The sequence below is a fragment of the Mycoplasmopsis bovigenitalium genome, assembly GCF_002356075.1.
Lineage (GTDB): Bacteria > Bacillota_I > Bacilli_A > Mycoplasmatales > Metamycoplasmataceae > Mycoplasmopsis > Mycoplasmopsis bovigenitalium_A.
The window spans coordinates 633344-651719 of the sequence record NZ_AP017902.1; the positions used below are offsets into that span (position 1 = coordinate 633344).

At 30.5% G+C, this 18376-nt stretch carries 11 protein-coding genes, 8 tRNA genes and 1 pseudogene; 17 read left to right on the top strand and 3 right to left on the bottom strand.

Annotation, left to right across the window (positions count from 1 at the left end; genetic code table 4):
* Positions 1 to 5: 5 nt before the first annotated feature.
* Positions 6 to 629, bottom strand: coding sequence for a tRNA (guanosine(46)-N7)-methyltransferase TrmB (trmB, locus tag MBVG596_RS02760; protein ID WP_096386935.1), 624 nt, complete (start codon positions 627 to 629; stop codon positions 6 to 8).
* A 319-nt stretch (positions 630 to 948) separates the two neighbouring features.
* Here trmB and MBVG596_RS02765 point away from each other — a divergent pair.
* From MBVG596_RS02765 to gap, 6 genes and pseudogenes are all read left to right on the top strand, one after another.
* Positions 949 to 3119: pseudogene (locus tag MBVG596_RS02765) on the top strand (ATP-dependent Clp protease ATP-binding subunit).
* Positions 3120 to 3238: 119 nt separating this feature from the next.
* The gene (locus tag MBVG596_RS02770; protein WP_096386938.1) at positions 3239 to 4510 is read left to right on the top strand and encodes a glycosyltransferase; all 1272 of its coding nucleotides are present in this window, start codon (positions 3239 to 3241) and stop codon (positions 4508 to 4510) included.
* Between the two features lie 196 nt (positions 4511 to 4706).
* Positions 4707 to 5744: a zinc-dependent alcohol dehydrogenase gene (locus MBVG596_RS02775; RefSeq protein ID WP_004421456.1), complete on the top strand. Its 1038-nt coding sequence runs from the start codon at positions 4707 to 4709 to the stop codon at positions 5742 to 5744.
* A gap of 272 nt (positions 5745 to 6016) precedes the next feature.
* Positions 6017 to 6979, top strand: a complete 963-nt coding sequence (locus MBVG596_RS02780; protein WP_096386940.1) for a lactate/malate family dehydrogenase — start codon at positions 6017 to 6019, stop codon at positions 6977 to 6979.
* Between the two features lie 273 nt (positions 6980 to 7252).
* Positions 7253 to 9628, top strand: a complete 2376-nt coding sequence (locus MBVG596_RS02785; RefSeq protein WP_096386944.1) for a phosphoketolase family protein — start codon at positions 7253 to 7255, stop codon at positions 9626 to 9628.
* Between the two features lie 152 nt (positions 9629 to 9780).
* Positions 9781 to 10788, top strand: a complete 1008-nt coding sequence (gene gap, locus MBVG596_RS02790) for a type I glyceraldehyde-3-phosphate dehydrogenase (RefSeq protein ID WP_096386947.1) — start codon at positions 9781 to 9783, stop codon at positions 10786 to 10788.
* Between the two features lie 11 nt (positions 10789 to 10799).
* Here gap and MBVG596_RS02795 read toward each other — a convergent pair whose 3' ends face one another.
* Positions 10800 to 11459 carry a hypothetical protein gene (locus MBVG596_RS02795; RefSeq protein ID WP_096386950.1) on the bottom strand — a complete coding sequence of 220 codons (660 nt, stop codon included), beginning with the start codon at positions 11457 to 11459 and terminating at the stop codon, positions 10800 to 10802.
* A 109-nt stretch (positions 11460 to 11568) separates the two neighbouring features.
* Between MBVG596_RS02795 and MBVG596_RS02800 the strand changes: the two genes are divergently transcribed.
* Entirely contained in the window at positions 11569 to 12912 is a 1344-nt protein-coding gene (locus MBVG596_RS02800) for a M17 family metallopeptidase (RefSeq protein ID WP_096386953.1), read from the top strand.
* A 65-nt stretch (positions 12913 to 12977) separates the two neighbouring features.
* Here the strand turns inward: MBVG596_RS02800 and MBVG596_RS02805 are convergent, their stop codons facing one another.
* A complete protein-coding gene (locus MBVG596_RS02805) occupies positions 12978 to 14018 on the bottom strand; it encodes an HAD family hydrolase (protein WP_096386956.1) in 1041 nt (346 codons plus the stop codon).
* 150 nt (positions 14019 to 14168) lie between these two features.
* Between MBVG596_RS02805 and MBVG596_RS02810 the strand changes: the two genes are divergently transcribed.
* The 10 genes from MBVG596_RS02810 (at position 14169) to MBVG596_RS02855 (ending at position 18368) form a co-directional block, all read left to right on the top strand.
* Positions 14169 to 14245: transfer RNA gene (locus tag MBVG596_RS02810), tRNA-Pro, on the top strand.
* A 5-nt stretch (positions 14246 to 14250) separates the two neighbouring features.
* Positions 14251 to 14327: transfer RNA gene (locus MBVG596_RS02815), tRNA-Ala, on the top strand.
* A 4-nt stretch (positions 14328 to 14331) separates the two neighbouring features.
* Positions 14332 to 14408: transfer RNA gene (locus MBVG596_RS02820), tRNA-Met, on the top strand.
* Positions 14409 to 14433: 25 nt separating this feature from the next.
* A tRNA-Ile gene (locus MBVG596_RS02825) sits at positions 14434 to 14509 on the top strand.
* Between the two features lies 1 nt (position 14510).
* Positions 14511 to 14603: transfer RNA gene (locus tag MBVG596_RS02830), tRNA-Ser, on the top strand.
* Positions 14604 to 14641: 38 nt separating this feature from the next.
* Positions 14642 to 14718 (top strand) — tRNA-Met (locus MBVG596_RS02835).
* A 3-nt stretch (positions 14719 to 14721) separates the two neighbouring features.
* Positions 14722 to 14798: transfer RNA gene (locus MBVG596_RS02840), tRNA-Asp, on the top strand.
* 3 nt (positions 14799 to 14801) lie between these two features.
* Positions 14802 to 14877, top strand: a tRNA-Phe gene (locus MBVG596_RS02845).
* 157 nt (positions 14878 to 15034) lie between these two features.
* Positions 15035 to 17710, top strand: coding sequence for an isoleucine--tRNA ligase (gene ileS, locus MBVG596_RS02850; protein ID WP_096386959.1), 2676 nt, complete (start codon positions 15035 to 15037; stop codon positions 17708 to 17710).
* Entirely contained in the window at positions 17703 to 18368 is a 666-nt protein-coding gene (locus tag MBVG596_RS02855) for a signal peptidase II (protein ID WP_004421474.1), read from the top strand. Before ileS ends, MBVG596_RS02855 begins: the two co-directional genes overlap by 8 nt.
* Positions 18369 to 18376 lie beyond the last annotated feature (8 nt).

The window sequence follows — 18376 nt, forward strand, 5'->3', positions numbered from 1 at the left end:
AAGCATTATTGCTTGCTTGGTAATTTTGCGTGTAAATAATTTATGTTTTTACCTAATGAACTTCACTTCTTTTCATAACCAGTCATGACATTATCAGATGCAAATTTTGAATTATGCAAATCTTGACCAAATTCAATAATATTTCAATTGTTTTCGTTAAATTGTTCCAATGAAAACTCAAAGAAATTATCATTATCGGTTTTTAATTTTAATATTGAATTTTCATTCATAATTTTTGCGTACTTATCTAAGAATGTTTTATATGTAAGTCTACGTTTAAAATGTCTTGCTTTAGGTCACGGGTCACTAAATGTCAGTCAAAGTGTATTTAAAGTACCTATAAAAATATTTTCTAGGTTGCTTGCGTCATCTAATATTATTTTAAAATTTTTTAAATTATATTCTTCTGCTTTTGCAAGCGCTTTTGCAGCTACTGTTGGATATTTTTCAAATCCATAAAACATAATATTTGGATTTTTAAGGGCTAATTCAACTATCATTTCGCCCTTTCCCATTCCTAGTTCTACTATTGATTTGTTGTTAAGTTTAATTGGATAGTTAGTTTCATTAATAAAATAATCTGAATTTTTTATTTTTTGCTCTGCGGTTTTATCGAATCTTGGTCTCATATTTAAAAATTCTACATTAGTATCTTATAAATAAAACAATAAAATAGTTGAGTTTTTAATTATATTTTTTCAATTGCAAATCAAATAAGTTATTGTGGAATTCAATTATTTAAGGAATAAATTAGGAATTTTATTCATATTTTAATTAATTATTTTGTAGATATTTTTCAATAGCTCTTTATTGAATAATCAAATAATAAATTATTTTAACAAGTCATATTATTCAGTTGATTCAACAATTTATAAAATCACAAAAAAATAATTAAATTTTAGCAGTCTAACAATAAGAGTGCTAAAATATAAATAAATAAGGAGGGATATGGACTTTAATTTAGATGATTTATTTGGTAATTTGAATAATACAAAACCAAAAGACGAAGATGATGTATTGAAAAAGTATGGCAGAAATCTAACTGATTTAGCAACAAGAAATGAATTAGATCCGGTAATAAATCGAGATGATGAAATTCGCCGAATGATTCGTATTTTAAGTAGAAAAACAAAAATAATCCAGTTTTAGTAGGTGAACCGGGTGTTGGAAAAACTGCTATAGTTGAAGGCCTTGCTAGAAAAATTGTTGAAGGTCAGGTTCCCGAAAATTTAAAAGGTAAGGATGTTTTTGAATTAGATTTAGCATCATTAATAGCTGGCGCATCATATCAAGGCCAATTTGAGCAAAGATTGAAATCTGTATTGAAAAAAATTGAAGAAAGTAATGGTGATATTATTTTATTCATTGATGAAATACACATGCTAATTGGAACAGGTAAAAATCAAGATGGCGCTATGGACGCAGCAAACATTTTTAAACCATTGATGGCTCGCGGAAAATTGCATTTAATTGGTGCTACAACATTCGATGAATATAGAAAATATATTGAAAAAGACGCAGCTTTAGAGAGAAGAATGCAAAAAATCGATGTTTTAGAACCAACAACTGAAGGCACAATCGCAATATTAAGGGGAATTAAGGAGAGATTTGAGAATTTTCATAATGTTAAAATTCTTGATGAAGCCTTAGTTTCAGCAGCAAAATTATCATCTCGCTATATTTCTGATAGATTTTTGCCAGATAAAGCAATCGATTTGATTGATGAAGCTGCTTCAACAATCAAAACAGAAATTAATTTCAAACCTGAAGAACTTGAAAAATCTCAGCAAAAATTAGCTATGCTTGAAATGGAAAAAATTGCATTGAGTTCAAGTAATGAATCAAAAGGTAAAAATAAAGAAAGATTAATTGAATTAGATAAATTAATTAATGATGAAAATGAAATAATAAAAGACTTAAAAAATAAATGAGATTTAGAAAAAGAGCGTCTTGAACAAGTTTCAAATGCTAAGTCTAGACTAGAAAATTTAAAGCATGCTTTAACAATTTATCAAAAAGAAGCTGACTACGAAAAGGCTTCAAGAGTTTTATATATTGAAATACCAAATTTAGAAAAAGAAATTGCACAAATGGAACAGCAAATTTTGCAAAATAGCAGTTCTTTAATTAAAGACACGGTAACTAGCGAAGAAATTGCCTCAATAGTTTCTAAATGAACAAAAATACCGGTTACCAAGTTGCTTGAAACTGACAAAAATAAACTTTTGAACCTAGAAAATGAGTTGAAAAGTAAAATTAAAGGTCAAGATAATGCAATTAATTTAGTTTGTCAAGCTGTATTAAGAGCCAAAGCAAATATTAATGATCCGAATAGACCGCTAGCAAGTTTTCTATTTACGGGGCCTACAGGTGTTGGTAAAACTGAACTTTCAAAAGCATTAGCTTATGCTTTATTTGATTCAGAAAAACAAATGATTAGAATTGATATGTCTGAGTACATGGAAAAACACTCAGTTTCAAAAATAATTGGTGCTCCTCCAGGGTATATTGGTTTTGACCAAAACAATTCATTAACAGAACAAATAAGAAAAAATCCATATACTATTCTTTTACTTGATGAAATTGAAAAAGCCCATAAGGAAGTCTTAAATATTTTGCTTCAAATTTTAGATAATGGTTCAATAACTGACTCTAAAGGGAGAAATATAAACTGTCGTAATTTAATTATAATTATGACCTCAAATATAGCTTCCGATGAAATTCTAAAAAAACAAATTGAAATGAACGCTCCCGAATTAAAAGCAGAACTATTAAAATTTATGAGTCCAGAATTTCTAAACAGAATTGATGAAGTTGTTAAATTCAATTCTTTAAGTGAATCAGTTATTAAAGAAATTGTTGATCTTGAAATGCAAAAATTAATTAAAAGAGTTAAATTAACAAAAGATATTAACTTAGAATATAGTGAAAAATTAATTGATTTTATCGCAAAATCAGCCTATGATAGTCAATTTGGCGCTCGCCCTATTAAAAGATTTATTCAAAACAAAGTTGAAAGTGTGTTGGCATATAAAATAATAAATGGCGAAATTAATAATCAAGAAAAATATCAAATAGATGTTTTTGCAGGAAACTTTATAATTAATGTTATTAAATAGCTTCGAGCTATTTTTTAATTTACCAATTCAATTGAAAATCATTCATAAATGTAATTTTCTAATAAATATTTTGCTCAACTCAATAATGTATAATTTTAATAATAAAAAAGTAGGTAAAAATGAACATTAGAAGATATAAACCCGAATTAATTTCTTTAAAATCAAGACCCTTAAGAGTGCTTATAATTGCTGATAGTTTTCTTCCCTATATTGATGGTGTTGCAAGAGTAATTGAAAATTATGCTGAACAATTCGAGCAAAAAAATGTTGATTATCGAATATTGGCTCCAAGATATAAATCAGCAGACTTATCAATCGATGAAAAATACAAAGGCAAAATAATTAGATTGAAAACCTCGAGAATGAAGTGGGGCTCATATGAAGTTTTTAAGTTTCCTATAATTAACGAAGAACAACAGTTAATTGATGATTTTGACCCGGATATTATTCATGCGCATTCTCCATTTGTTGCTGGTAAAATTGCTGTTTCATTGAAAAATAGATACAATATTCCCATTGTTTTTACAATGCATAAAAATTTTAAACAGAGTGTAATATTAGCAACTAACAGTGATCTTTTTGGGACTTTAAGCGGCTTTTTAATGAATCAATTCACTAGACAAATTGACCATATATTCTATGTTTCAAATTCATCAATGAAACTTAATAATTTTTCTGATAGCATTATGCAATCAGTTGTTGGCGATGGAACAAAATTTAAATACACTGAAAACTCGAGTGATTTAGCTAAAAAAGCTATCACTAAATTTAATATAGACACCACAAAACACAATTTACTTTTTATATCTAAGTTTATATGAGAAAAAAATATTAAACTGCTTTTAGATTCTTTTAAAACATTATTGACAGTAGATAAAAATTATTCTTTAACTATGGTGGGTGGTGATTGAAATTTTGACGAAATCATTGAATATGCCAAAGAATTAGAAATTTATAATCATATTAATTTCACTGGATGAGTCAATGATGAAGATTTATTAAAGGGTTTATATTTATCACATGATTTATTGATATCTCCATCCATTTTAGATACATTCGGTTTGGTTGTTCATGAGGCAGCATCACAAGGGATTGCTAGTTTAGTTATTAAAAATTCTCCATCTTCCGAGGGTATTATCGATGGCGAAAACGGCTATGTCACAACACAACATGAAAAACAAATGGCTGATAAGATAATAGAGATCTTCCAAAACAAACACAGATTAAAAGTTGTAGGTAAAAATGCAATGGACCTTACCAAAGAATGGGGTGAAGTTATTGATATTTCTATTGAAAAATACATTGATACAATCAAGTTATTTTATGAAAAAGATAGAGTAAGACGTCTTAAAAAAGTTGCTGAACAAGTTAGAGCAAAATTTAAAAAATAAATTTTCACTAAAGCACCATTATTATTGGTGTTTTTTTGATATTAACTGAAAAATAGACTAATTAGGAAACTAATTGGGGGATTTTCTTTGCATTTCTGAAAAAAGAGTATGATTAAGTTGATAATGAATAATTGTTATCATACGTTAAAAAATAAAACATTATAAGATATGAAAGAAGGATAGCTTTATGGCTAAAATGAAAGCTTTTGTAGTACGTTCACCACGTACTTGAAGTGTTGAAACAGTTGATATTCCAGAACCAAAAGAAAAAGAGGTTCTAATTAAAATGGAAACAAGTGGCATTTGCCACACTGACCTACACGCTGCTAATTACGATTGATTAGTAGAACCAAAATATCCATTAATTCCAGGTCATGAAGGAATTGGTATTGTTGAAAAACTTGGACCAGGTTGTACACACTTAAAAGTTGGAGATAGAGTTTGTCTAGCTTGACTTCACGATGCCTGTGGGCACTGTGAATTCTGTTTAAGTGGTAAAGAAACATTGTGTCCAAACCAAAATATGTCTGCATATACAAAAGATGGTTCATTTGCAGAATATGCAATTGGCCACGAAGATTTTGTTGGCATCGTTCCTAAAACTCTTGATATAGTAACAGGTGCACCAGTAGTTTGTGCAGGTGTTACAACATATAAAGCTGTAAAACAAGCAAAATTAAAACCTGGAGACTTTGTTGCTGTAATTGGTGTTGGTGGTTTAGGACAACTAGCAATCCAATATGCAAAAGCAATGGGATATCGCCCAATTGGAATTGATTTAACTGACGAAAAATGTGATTTAGCTATTAAATCAGGTGCAGAATTTGCATTTAACAGTAAAAAAGTAGATGCCGTTGCTGAAGTTATTAAAGCAACTGAAGGCGGCGTACACGGTGTCGTTAATACTTCTGTTGCAACTGCTGCAGCCATCCAAGGGATGGAAATGTTACGTCGTGGCGGTCGCCAAGTGTTAGTTGGTTTACCTGCTAAAGACAAACTAGGTAAAGATGAATTCCCAGTTTCAGTTTTCTGAACAGTATTACTAGAACGTGAATTAGCCGGTTCAATCGTCGGAACACGTAAAGATCTTAAAGAAGCACTAGATTATGCTGCAAGAGGACTGGTAAAATCAGAAGTTACAAGAATTGTAAAACTTGACGAAGTTGCAGAAATTTTTGAAAAACTTGAAAAAGGTGATTTCATCGGTAGAGCAGTTATCGATTTTAGAAAGTAAAAATATCCTTAAGCACCTAATATTTGGTGCTTTTTCATTGACTTTTTTAATAGGGAATTTTTGTTTATTTTTATAAAAATGTAATTTTTAACTTCACTTTTAGTAATAAAAATAGAATAATATATTAAAAACGGAAACGATTTCATATTTTGTATATAAAAGTAAATTTATTTCATAAAAAGTGACGCCTTTTAATTAAAAAACTTATAATATTAATAAGCTTATTAAGGCTATGAATTTAATAATTTATATTTTTATTGAGAAAGGATAAAATGAAAAAAATTATTGTTGTTGGTTTAGGTAATGTTGGTTTTACCTACATAAATATTGCTGTTTGTAGAGGGCTAGAAGTTGAATGAATTCTAGTTGACAAAAATGAAGATATTGCTATTGCGCATGCTAAAGACTTCTCAGACATGGTTTCAATCATGCCTAGAAACGGATCTAAATTTAGACCTGGTACACTTGAGGAAGATGGAAAAGATGCAGATATCGTTGTAGTTTGTGCATCAATTCCTGCAAACAAAGACTTCTCAGACCGTTTAGCATTAGCTGAAGCTAACGCTAAATTGATGAATGATTTTGGTTCAAAATTGAAAAAATCAGGATTCAAAGGTGTTGTTATTGTTGCTGCTAACCCTTGTGATGTTATGGCTGCTGTATTCCACTATGCTTCAGGACTTCCTGCAGAAAAAGTTATTTCAGCTGGAACAGTTCTTGACTCAGCGCGTTTAAGAAAACTAGTTTCATACCACTTTGACATTGATGCAGATTCAGTTTCAGTAAACATGATTGCTGAACACGGTGCTTCAGCAATGGCTGTTTGATCAACTGCAAAAGTTGGTGATACATTTATCAAAGATTTACCTCATTTTACAGAAGAACTTAAAGAAAAATTATACGAAGACAGTAAAAAAGAAGCTTTTGAAATATTCTCACGTAAAGGAAATACTCAATTTGGAATTGGAACTTCATTGTTCGAAATTACAAGTGCAGTTCTAGAAAACAAAAGAAGAATTATGACTATTGGTGTTAAATTACCTGAAACATTCAAACACCCTGGAATTTACTTCTCAATCCCTGTAATTGTTGGCGAAAACGGATACGAATACTTAAAAGAAAAAATGTCTCTAACAGACGCTGAATGAGAAAGATTCAACAAAGCATCTGAAGGATTTTGTAAAGTACACAATGATGTTTTAAGTCTAGTTGGCGTAAAACACACATTTAAATAAAAATCAAACTAACAAACCATTGCGGTTTGTTTTTTTAATTTACCTTTTCTTTTGTTTTTTTCTATTGAATTGGTAATTTTTAATTATTAAATTTAACATGAAAAGCTTATTTGTCTGGACAAAATTTAATATTTATTCCTATTTTTAAAATAAGTAATTAATTCCACTATTTTTTAAGATTAAACACATTGTTATCTTTTAAATAAATTTATTTATTATAATAATAAAGTTAATAATAAGTTTGTTGAAAATAACAAAAGAAAAGGAGTGAGAATGAAAAACAAAAACATTGATTTTGACTCAAGAGAGTATTTAAATAAAGTTGATGCTTGATGAAGAGCTGCAAACTATATTGCTGTTGGTCAAATGTATTTAAAAAATAACCCACTTATGAAAGGTGGTTTAAAAATTGAAGACGTTAAAGTTTATCCAATTGGTCACTGAGGCACAATTCCTGGACAAAACTTTATTTACGCACACCTAAACAGGGTAATCAACAAATATGACTTAAATATGTTTTATATTTCAGGCCCAGGTCACGGTGGACAAGTTATGATTGCTAACTCATATCTTGATGGTTCATATACTGAATTATTCCCTAAAGTAGGGCAAGATGAAAAAGGAATGAAGGAGTTATTTAAAACATTCTCATTCCCTGGCGGTACAGCATCACACGCTGCGCCTTGCGCGCCTGGTTCATTGCACGAAGGTGGAGAATTAGGATACTCACTATCTCACGCTACTGGTGCAATTCTAGATAATCCAGATTTAATTGCTGCTACTGTTGTTGGTGATGGCGAAGCTGAAACAGGACCATCTATGGCAGGATGATTGTCTAACACATTCATTAACCCTAAAAATGATGGTGCTGTTTTACCAATTATTCACGTTAATGGTGGAAAAATCTCTAACCCAACTATTTTTGCTAGAAGAAGTGATGCTGAACTTGAATCATTATTTAGAGGACTTGGTTGAGAACCAATCATCGTTAATGTATTAAAAGCTGCTGATTATCATCAAGAAATGGCTGATAAATTAGATTATGCAATTGAAAAAATTTTAGCAATCAAAGCAGAAGCAAACAAATTAGATGCTTCAAAACAAACTAGACCAGAATGACCAATGATTATTTTAAGATCACCAAAAGGTTGAACTGGACCAAGCAAATTTGGCGGAAATCAAATCGAAGGTAGCTTTAGAGCTCACCAAGTTCCAATTCCTGTAAAAGCTGCAGATGATACACATTTACAAGACCTAATCGATTGACTAGAGTCATACAGACCACAGGAACTATTTACAGATGATGCTAAATTAAGACCTGAATTTAATATTGCACCAAAAGGCAACCAAAGAATGGCTATGAATCCAGCTACAAACGGTGGAATCAATCCAAAAGAACTAAATTTACCAAAATGAACAGATTTTGCAGTTAAATTTAACAAACCAGGTCAAGCGATTGAGCAAGATATGGCAAATTTATCAAAATATTATGCTCAAATTATTAAATTAAACCCAGATAACTTTAGAGTATTTGGACCAGATGAAACTAAGTCAAACCGTCTATTTGAAGTTCTAAAAGTTACCGATCGTCAATGACTAGATCCAATTGAAACTGAGTTAGATGAATCAGTTTCTCCTGCTGGTAGAATTATTGACTCACAACTTTCAGAACACCAAGCTGAAGGTTTCTTAGAAGGTTATGTATTAACTGGTCGTCACGGTATTTTTGCATCATATGAAGCATTCTTAAGAGTTGTTGACTCAATGGTTACTCAACACCTAAAATGAATTAACAAATCAAAAGAACACGACTGAAGAAAATCATTGCCATCATTAAACTTGATTGCAACATCAAACGCATTCCAACAAGACCATAATGGTTATACACACCAAGACCCAGGTATGTTAGGTCACTTAGCTGATAAAACTCCTGAAATAGTAAGAGAATACTTGCCTGCTGATACAAACACATTGTTGGCTATCTCTGAAAAAGCATTTAAAGAAAGAGATGTAATTAACTTAATTGTTGCATCAAAACAACCAAGAGAACAATTCTTTACAGTTGAAGAAGCGCAAGAACTTGCTGATAAAGGTTATAAAGTAATTGATTGAGCATCAAATGTTTCAATTGACCAAGAACCTGATTTAGTTTTTGCTGCATGTGGTACAGAATCTACAATTGAAGCTCTTGCTGCAATTTCAATTCTAAATAAAGAATACCCAGAATTAAAAATTAGATTTGTAAACGTTGTTGAAATTCTAAAACTAAGATCACAAAAAATTGATAAACGTGCTCTAAGTGATGCTGAATTTGACAAAGTATTTACAAAAGACAAACCAGTTGTATTTGCATTCCACGGATACGAAGGTTTATTAAGAGATATATTCTTTACAAGAACAAACAAAAATCTACACCCTCATGGATACCGTGAAAATGGAGATATTACAACTTCATTTGACATTCGTCAACTTTCACACATGGATAGATTCCACATGTCAATTACTGCTGCAGAAGCTGTTTATGGTCCAAAATCTGCTTCATTTGTTAAGAAAATGAATGAAACACTTGAATACCACACAGCATATGTTAGAGAACACGGTACTGACATTGATATTGTTAAAAATTGAAAATGAGAAGGTATTAAATAAAACTAGAAAAACCCAATTTGCGTTTGGGTTTTTCTTTTGATTTTTAGGCCTAATATGGAAATAATTACAAACTTTTTTCATATTTTCTAACGCTGAAAAAAATATTATTTATTAAAAAAGTAAAATTATTACAAGACATTTGGAGGCATATAATGAAAAAAATAGCTATTAACGGCTTTGGACGTATTGGCCGCTTAACATTACGTCACTTATTAGAAACTAAAAATCAAGATGTTGAAGTAGTTGCAATTAACGACTTAACAGACCCTCGTATGCTTGCACACTTATTAAAATATGATACAGCATTTGGCGTTCTAAAACACGATGTTCAAGTAAAAGAAAATGCAATCGTTGTAGACGGAAAAGAAATTAAAGTTTTTGCAGAAAAAGATCCTGAAAACTTGCCTTGAAAAGATCTAGAAATAGATGTTGTTCTTGAATGTACAGGCTTTTTCACTAAAAAAGATTTAGCAAATAAACACATTATCGCAGGTGCTAAAAAAGTTCTTGTTTCAGCGCCAGCAGGTAGCGATGTTAAAACAGTTGTTTACAACGTAAACCACCAAGAATTGAATAAAGACGACAAAATTGCTTCAGCGGCATCATGTACAACTAATGGTTTAGCACCAGTGGTTAAAGTTTTAGTTGATAACTTTGGATTAATCAATGGTTACATGACAACAATCCACTCATTTACAGGAGACCAAATGCTTCAAGATGGGCCTCACCGTAAAGGAGATTTAAGAAGAGCGCGTTCAGCAGCAATGAATATTGTTCCTTCTTCAACAGGAGCGGCAAGAGCAATTGGTCTAGTAGTTCCTGAAGCAACAGGAAAATTAGATGGTTCAGCACTTCGTGTTCCTACAATCACGGGTTCAATCATTGATTTAACAGTTCAATTAGAAAAACAACCTACTTTAGATGAATTACACGCTGCATTTAAAAAAGCTGCAAATGAATCATTTATTTATAATACTGACGAAATTGTTTCATCAGACATTATAAACTCACATGCTGGATCTATTTTTGATGCCACTCTAACAAAAATTCAAGAAGCAAATGGACAAAGAATTTATAAAGTTTTTGCTTGATATGACAATGAAATGTCATATGTATCACAACTAGTTAGAACTACAATTCATTTTGCAAAATTATCTTAATAATTAACGAGCTAAGGCTCGTTTTTAATTATTAAATTACTTTTACAATTTTTAAAAATTCAATCAATTTTCAATGAATTGGTAAAATTTTGACTTGAATTTTTGAATAATTTTATACTGATTGGCACTGCAACAATATGTCTTATATTTTTCTTATCATTTCAATATATTGACCTATGTGTATTGATATCTAAACCATATTTATTGCCAATTTTGCATAAAATTTGAATATATTGACCGTCGTTTTCAATGTTTATTAAACACTCTGATTTGCCATATACACTATTTGTTTGATTTACTTGTTTAATCTCAAAACTTTTTGCAGCTTTTTCATTTTTTAAAAAACTGTTAAATATAGCAATACAACGAATTTTCTTAACAAATTTTATCTTTTGATTTTTATTTAATTTAGACCAAATATATTCAAATGTTCACTCATCATTGATAACTTTAGCAACAAACTCATTCATTGTACAATTATTCATTTTTTCCTTTTTTATGTTTGATAATCCAAGCGCATGAAAAAAGAATAGTTTCGTTCAAACTAATATCAATTTAATTTGTTGTTTTCTTTCGTTAATTCAATGCATAAAGCTAAAAGATTCAATGCTGCAAAAAGATCTAAAAAAGTCTTTTACAATAGTTTTGAAATTATTATTATCTATTTTCATACTATTAAATAAACACAAAATTTTATTGAACTTAAAAAAGGAAAAAATAATAAATAAGATAGCTTTATTATTAAAAAGTTTAATTATAATTGAATAAACGGAGGTTCAAATGATTAAGTTTTACACAACAATAAGAGATGACAAGATGCTTTTAAAAGCATGCTACAAAAATAATATACCAAATGTAGCTCAAAAGGACGGTTTTATAACTGAGTTTATCGATAAAAATGAGGCTTACATTTTTATCGAAAATGAATTAGATTACTTTGAATTGGTAAAATTAATTGACAACAAAATTGTTAATAATAATCGTGATTATCAAATCGATCTAGAAAGCTTTGTTTCGCAAAAAGTCAATATGGATGATGTTCTAAAAGCTTTTATTTCTCGTGTTATTTTTTACGGAGCAAACTTATTTAATAAAAAGAAAGATGTAAAAAATAAAAATCAATTCACTTTTCTACTTCCAAATGATTCATTTACAACGCTTGCTCAAAAATATGCGATTATTGCTTTGAATAAAAATTCAATCAGAAACTTGCAAATAATGCCTGAAAATCATTGTAATTCAAAAATGCTTGCTGAGTATATAAGAAATGATTTTTCTGTAAATCCCGATTTAGAAATAACTATTTTAAATAAAAAACAAATTGAAGAATTAAATATGGGATTGCTTCTTTCTGTTAACAAAGGATCAACTCATCCTGCTCGGGTTGTTATTATCGAATACAATGGGAATAAAGAGTCAAAAGACAAAATTGTTTATGTAGGTAAAGGTATAACATTTGATACTGGTGGTATGAATACCAAAGGTTATCACATGGAAGGTATGAAATATGATATGTCTGGCTCTGTAATTGCAGCATACACAGTTAAAGCCTTAGCGGAATTAAAAGTCAAAAAAAATGTGGCAGCAATTATGTGCATTACTGATAATAGACAAGATGGAGATGCTTCTCTACCTGAAAATGTGTATGAATCAATGGCCGGAATTAGTGTTGAGGTTACTGATACTGATGCTGAAGGTCGTTTAGTGTTGGCGGATGGTCTATATTATGGTGCGACAAAACTTAATGCAACAACTCTTGTTGATATTGCCACATTAACGGGTGCAATGAGTAGAACATTAGGTAGTGAATATAGTGGAATTTACTCAACAGACGAAGAAAATTGAAACATATTTAATAAATCTGCAAAAATTGCACATGAAAAAGTTTGAAGAATGCCTCTTCATGAAGATTTTCACGAGCCAAATACAGCAAGTTTAGTTGCTGATTTAAATAATTACAATAATGACGAAACTTCAGACCATAATACTGCAGCAATGTTTTTAAAAGAATTTACAAACAATGTTCCATTCATTCATTGTGACATTGCAGGTACAGCTGATATTAAAGGTAAACCAATGGGCGTATTAATTGATACATTGGTTGAGTTTGCGATTCAAAAATAATTAAATTTTAATTTTACAAAATGAATTGAAAAAAACACAAATAAGGAAAATTTGTGTTTTTTTTGCTATTGAAAATTTTGTTCAATAAAATCATTTATTCAAGCTGAATTATTATCTTGTTTCGAAACAAATGTAGCTTTGTTAATTGCATTAGGCATTGAGCTTGATGGTGCACAAGATAAGGCGACAACATCAAATGTTGGAGCATCATTATTTGCATCACCAAATGCTACAGTTTTTTCTAAATTAATATTATATTTATCTGAAATGAAAACAAGAGCAGAAGCTTTTGAGCAAGGTTCACCTATATCAAAGAAATTTTTTTGGGTTTGCACGCCAATTATTTGATTGAAATTTTTGATAAATTCAGCTAATTTATCTAAATCTTGTTGTTGCTCTTCTGGCTCAAAACTAATTAATATTTTGCAGATGGTTTTATCATCAAAATAACTTCTATCAACATTTAGGCCTCATTGACCTGGTTTTAGTGTTTGATCATATCTTCTTAATTTATACTCAGAAGTGTTTTCAACATTCATGCCAATTAGAGCGCTTGGCAAAAATACATAGTAGCCTAAATTTAATTCTTGACATTTATCCATTATTTTGTAGGCAGTATTTTTATCAATTTTTGATTCAGAAATCAAATTCAATGATTTATGATCATAAACCATTGAACCATTCGCACAAAGAAATGGTAAGTTATAAGGAATTTGGTTTAAATATTTATCAAGCATAAACATTGCTCTTCCAGTAGCAATGCAAATATTTTTGCCCTTTTCACTTAGTTTCTTTAATGCTACAAGGTTTTTTTCGACTATTTTTTTATTATTATCTAATAAGGTGCCGTCCATATCAAAAACGAAGGTATCAAAATCATCTAAACTCAGAATTATTTTTTTAAATTGAACATTTTTGTCAATTTTGGATATTTTTGCAAAAAAGTATTCATTATTTTCTTGATTTATTATTCTAAAAATAGTAAATAAGTTTATATTGCTTAAATCGGATAATCCAGTTTTTAACCTAAATTCATCTAAACTCAATATTAAATTTTTGTCAAAATTAATAAAATCTTGTTTATTTAAAAAAAATTGTTTTTTCATTTTATTCTCCGCAAATATTTATTAATATTATATTGCATTATTTATTAGTTATTTATTAAGCAGCATTTGATTTTAAAAAAATTTGTTTTTATTTTGAAATTATTTTTATGTGTTATAATAACTATGCTTTTTAGTTAAAAAGAGACAAGCGGAGAAGTAGCTCAGCTTGGTAGAGCGCTTGGTTTGGGACCAAGTGGTCGCAGGTTCAAATCCTGTCTTCTTCACCATTTTTGGGGGATTAGCTCATTTGGCTAGAGCACCTGCCTTGCACGCAGGGGGTGGTGGGTTCGAATCCCATATCCTCCACCATTATGGCGTTGTAGCTCAGTTGGTTAGAGCGTCCGGTTCATACCCGGAAGGTCAAGAGTTCGACTCTCTTCGACGCTACCATTATATGGAAAATTCTAACTGTTATGGACCTATAGCTCAACGGTTAGAGCAACCGGCTCATAACCGGTCGGTTACCGGTTCGAATCCAGTTAGGTCCACCACGGGTGATTACCCAAGTCTGGCTGAAGGGACTAGTCTTGAAAACTAGCAGGGGCTTCACGGCCCGCGGGGGTTCAAATCCCTCATCACCCGCCATTCGCCTATTTTATAGGCACCTTAACACAAACTCACATCGCGGAGTGGAGAAGCTCGGTATCTCGCAGGGCTCATAACCCTGAGGTCGTTGGTTCAAGTCCAACCTCCGCCACCAAATGGTCCAGTGGTAAAGTGGTTTAATACGCCTCCCTGTCACGGAGGAGATCGCGGGTTCAATTCCCGTCTGGACCGCCATTAGGCTCTGTAGCTCAGTAGGTAGAGCAACGGATTGAAGCTCCGTGTGTCGCTGGTTCGATTCCTGCCGGAGCCACCATATGATGAAAATCGCCGCCTGTCGGCTTTTTTATTTTCTAATTCATTCATTTTTCAATTGAATTGGTAAAAAAAGTCGCAAAAATTGTTGTTATACATTATGAATATTAAATTATTAATTTTATATATAATATAAATATTAAATATTAAGGAGCATTATGTCAAAAAACTACAAAGATACATTAAATATGCCAAGCACAGGGTTTGAAATGCGTGCTAATTTAGTAAGCAAAGAACCCGAGTTCAGACAAAGATGATTAGATAACAAAATCTATCAATTAGTATTGGAGAACAATAAAAATAATCCAAGCTTTATTCTTCATGATGGCCCTCCATATGCAAATGGAAACTTGCATATTGGCCATGCATTAAATAAAATTTTGAAAGATATTATTGTTCGTTATAAATCAATGAACGGTTTTTATGCTCCATTTATTCCTGGTTGAGATACACATGGTTTGCCAATTGAACATAAAATGCTTCAGGATGCACACTTAACCAAAAATGAGTTAACACCTCTAGAGCTGAGAAAAAAAGCTAAAGAATATGCTTTAAGTCAAGTTGAAAAACAAATGAATCAATTCAAACAAATGCAACTTTTAACAGATTTTAGCAAGTATTATGTAACCTTGGACCCCAAATTTGTTGCACAACAATTGAGATTATTTAAAAAAATGGTTTTTGATGGGTTGGTTTACAAGGGATTAAAACCAGTTTATTGATCACCATCATCCCAATCTGCCTTGGCAGAGGCTGAAGTTGAATATAAAGATATTGATAGCCCATCTATTTTTGTTGGCTTTGATATCGAAAGCACTCCTTGCGAATTTTTATCAAAAGGAGATAAACTTGTTATTTGAACTACAACTCCTTGAACTTTAATTGCAAACTCAGGGGTCGCCATTGGCGAGTCTTTTAAATATTCAATTGTCCAAAAAGATGATATTAAATATGTTATTGCTAGTGACTTAGTAGAAAAAACAAGCACCATATTCGGTTGAGAAAATTTCGAAATCATTGCAAACGTAAATGCAAGTGACCTAGTTGACACAAAATATGTTAGCCCACTAAACAAAGAAATTTGTCCAGTTGTTTTTGGGCACCATGTCACATTAGAATCTGGTAGTGGTTTAGTTCATATAGCTCCACTATTTGGTGAAGATGACTTTTTAATTGGTAATAAATATTCACTTAATAAAATTATGCACATTGATGATGACGGTAAAATTAATCAATCAGGTCTACAATATGTGGGTCAATACTACTCAAAGGCCGATAATATAATTATTGAAGATTTAACAAACTCAAAAAATCTAATTAACGCTTCTAAAATAAATCACTCGTATCCGCACGATTGAAGAACGCATAAACCAATTATTTTTAGAGGAACTCCTCAATGATTTATTTCAATTGAGAAAATCAAAACACAAATTTTAGAGCAAATTAATACAATAAATGCCTATCCAGAATGAGCTAAAAAACGTTTAAGCAATATGATTACAAATCATAATGATTGAACAATATCTCGCCAAAGAACATGAGGTGTGCCAATAATTATTTTCTATGATTCTGAATCAAATCCTGTTTTTGAAAAAGAAATTTTTGACCATGTTATTGAATTAATTGAAGAGCACGGAGCAGATATTTGATGAGAATGAGAAGCAGACAAATTACTTCCTAAAAATTACCAAAATAAACATTTTACAAAAGAAATGGACATAATGGATGTTTGATTTGATTCTGGTTCAACTTCAATAGCAGTTGATATTGAAAATATAAAAGCACCATTTGATTTGTATTTAGAAGGTAGCGACCAATACCGCGGTTGATTTAATTCATCATTGATTAATTCAGTTGCTTTTAGTGGTAATTCTCCGTACAAAAATTTAATTTCACACGGTTTTGTTTTAGACGGCAAAGGCGAAAAAATGTCAAAATCAAAGGGTAACACAGTTGACCCATTAAAAGTTATTGAAAAACATGGTGCTGACATTCTTCGTTTATGAGTTGCAAATAGTGAATATACAAATGATGTTTCTATTTCAGATACTATAATCAATCAAAATTCTGATTTATATAGAAAAATAAGAAACACAATCAAGTTCTTGCTTGCCAATGTAAATGGTTTTGAATATGATGCTAATTATCCGAGAAAAGGTGTGCATTCATACATAAAAAACAATCTAGAGCATGTTCGTAAAGAAGTTTTAAAATCATTTGACGAATATAAATTTATGAATGGTATTAAACTAATTAGTAATTATGTTATTGAACTTTCAAGTTTCTATTTAAACTTTACAAAAGACATTATTTATGTAGAACAGTCAAATTCGGCAAACAGATTAATGACGCTTACCAACTATTATGAAATTTTAGAGTTTCTAATTACGATATTGGCACCTATTATGCCGACAACATCTGAAGACGCATATAATTTCTTTGATAAGAAAAATAAACAAATTTCAGTTCATTTGGAAAAAATTCAAAGAGAAAATGAAGTTGATTATGCGGTTATTGAAAAATGAAATGAATTCTTTATTTTGAGAGATAAAGTTAACTTAGCGATTGAAAAAGCAATAAAAGAAGGCGTTATAAAACGTAGTAATGAAGTCAAACTGACAATTAAACCCGAATCTGACTTTATTATGTCGCTTGATTTAAAACAATTATTAATGGTTGGACTTGTTGAATTTGGTGATGAATTTAAAGTTGAAACATTCGATTCAGTTAAATGTCAAAGATGTTGAAATCATTTTGTTAAACAACAAATCGTTGACGATTTATGTGGACTTTGCAATGAGGTTATTGCTTCACTAGGAGACATAAATGAATAATCAACAACAAACAAAATTTCAAAGTTTTGTGCAATTATTTAGAGACAGATTTAAAAATCATAAAAACAAAATATTGATTAATTATGCAATATTTGTTGGTGTTTGTTTAATTGCTATTTTAATTGACCAATTGACAAAAACATTCATTTTTAGATGAAAAGATGAATCAAAATTTGAAGGTGATCCAACAGTAATTTATCAAGGAGTCATTTTAGGTTTTCGGTCAGTATCGCATCACGGTGTTACAATTATTCCTGATAAAAGTAAGCTAACAATTGTTTTAATCCAAATTATTAGTGTTTTAATTTTTATAGCTTTATGCTTTGTACCGTTTTTTGTAGATTCAAAAATTAGTGTAATTTTATTCGCATGCATTGCTGCTGGTGATGTTGGTAATATGCTTGATAGATTTATGTTTTCAGGCAACGTTAAAGATATAGTTTTTGCCGCTTTTCTTGAAAAATGAAGCGGCAGAGAACTAGGTACATTTAACTTTGCTGATGTATTTCTTGTGATTGGTGCTGTTGGCTTAATAATTTACTTTATTACTGAAATTATTATTGAATACGTCAAAGAGCAAAAGAAAAATAATGATATTTCTACAAATGAAAATTCAGAAACTATAAATGTTTCAAATGATGACAACAAAGAAGCCTAGGCTTCTTT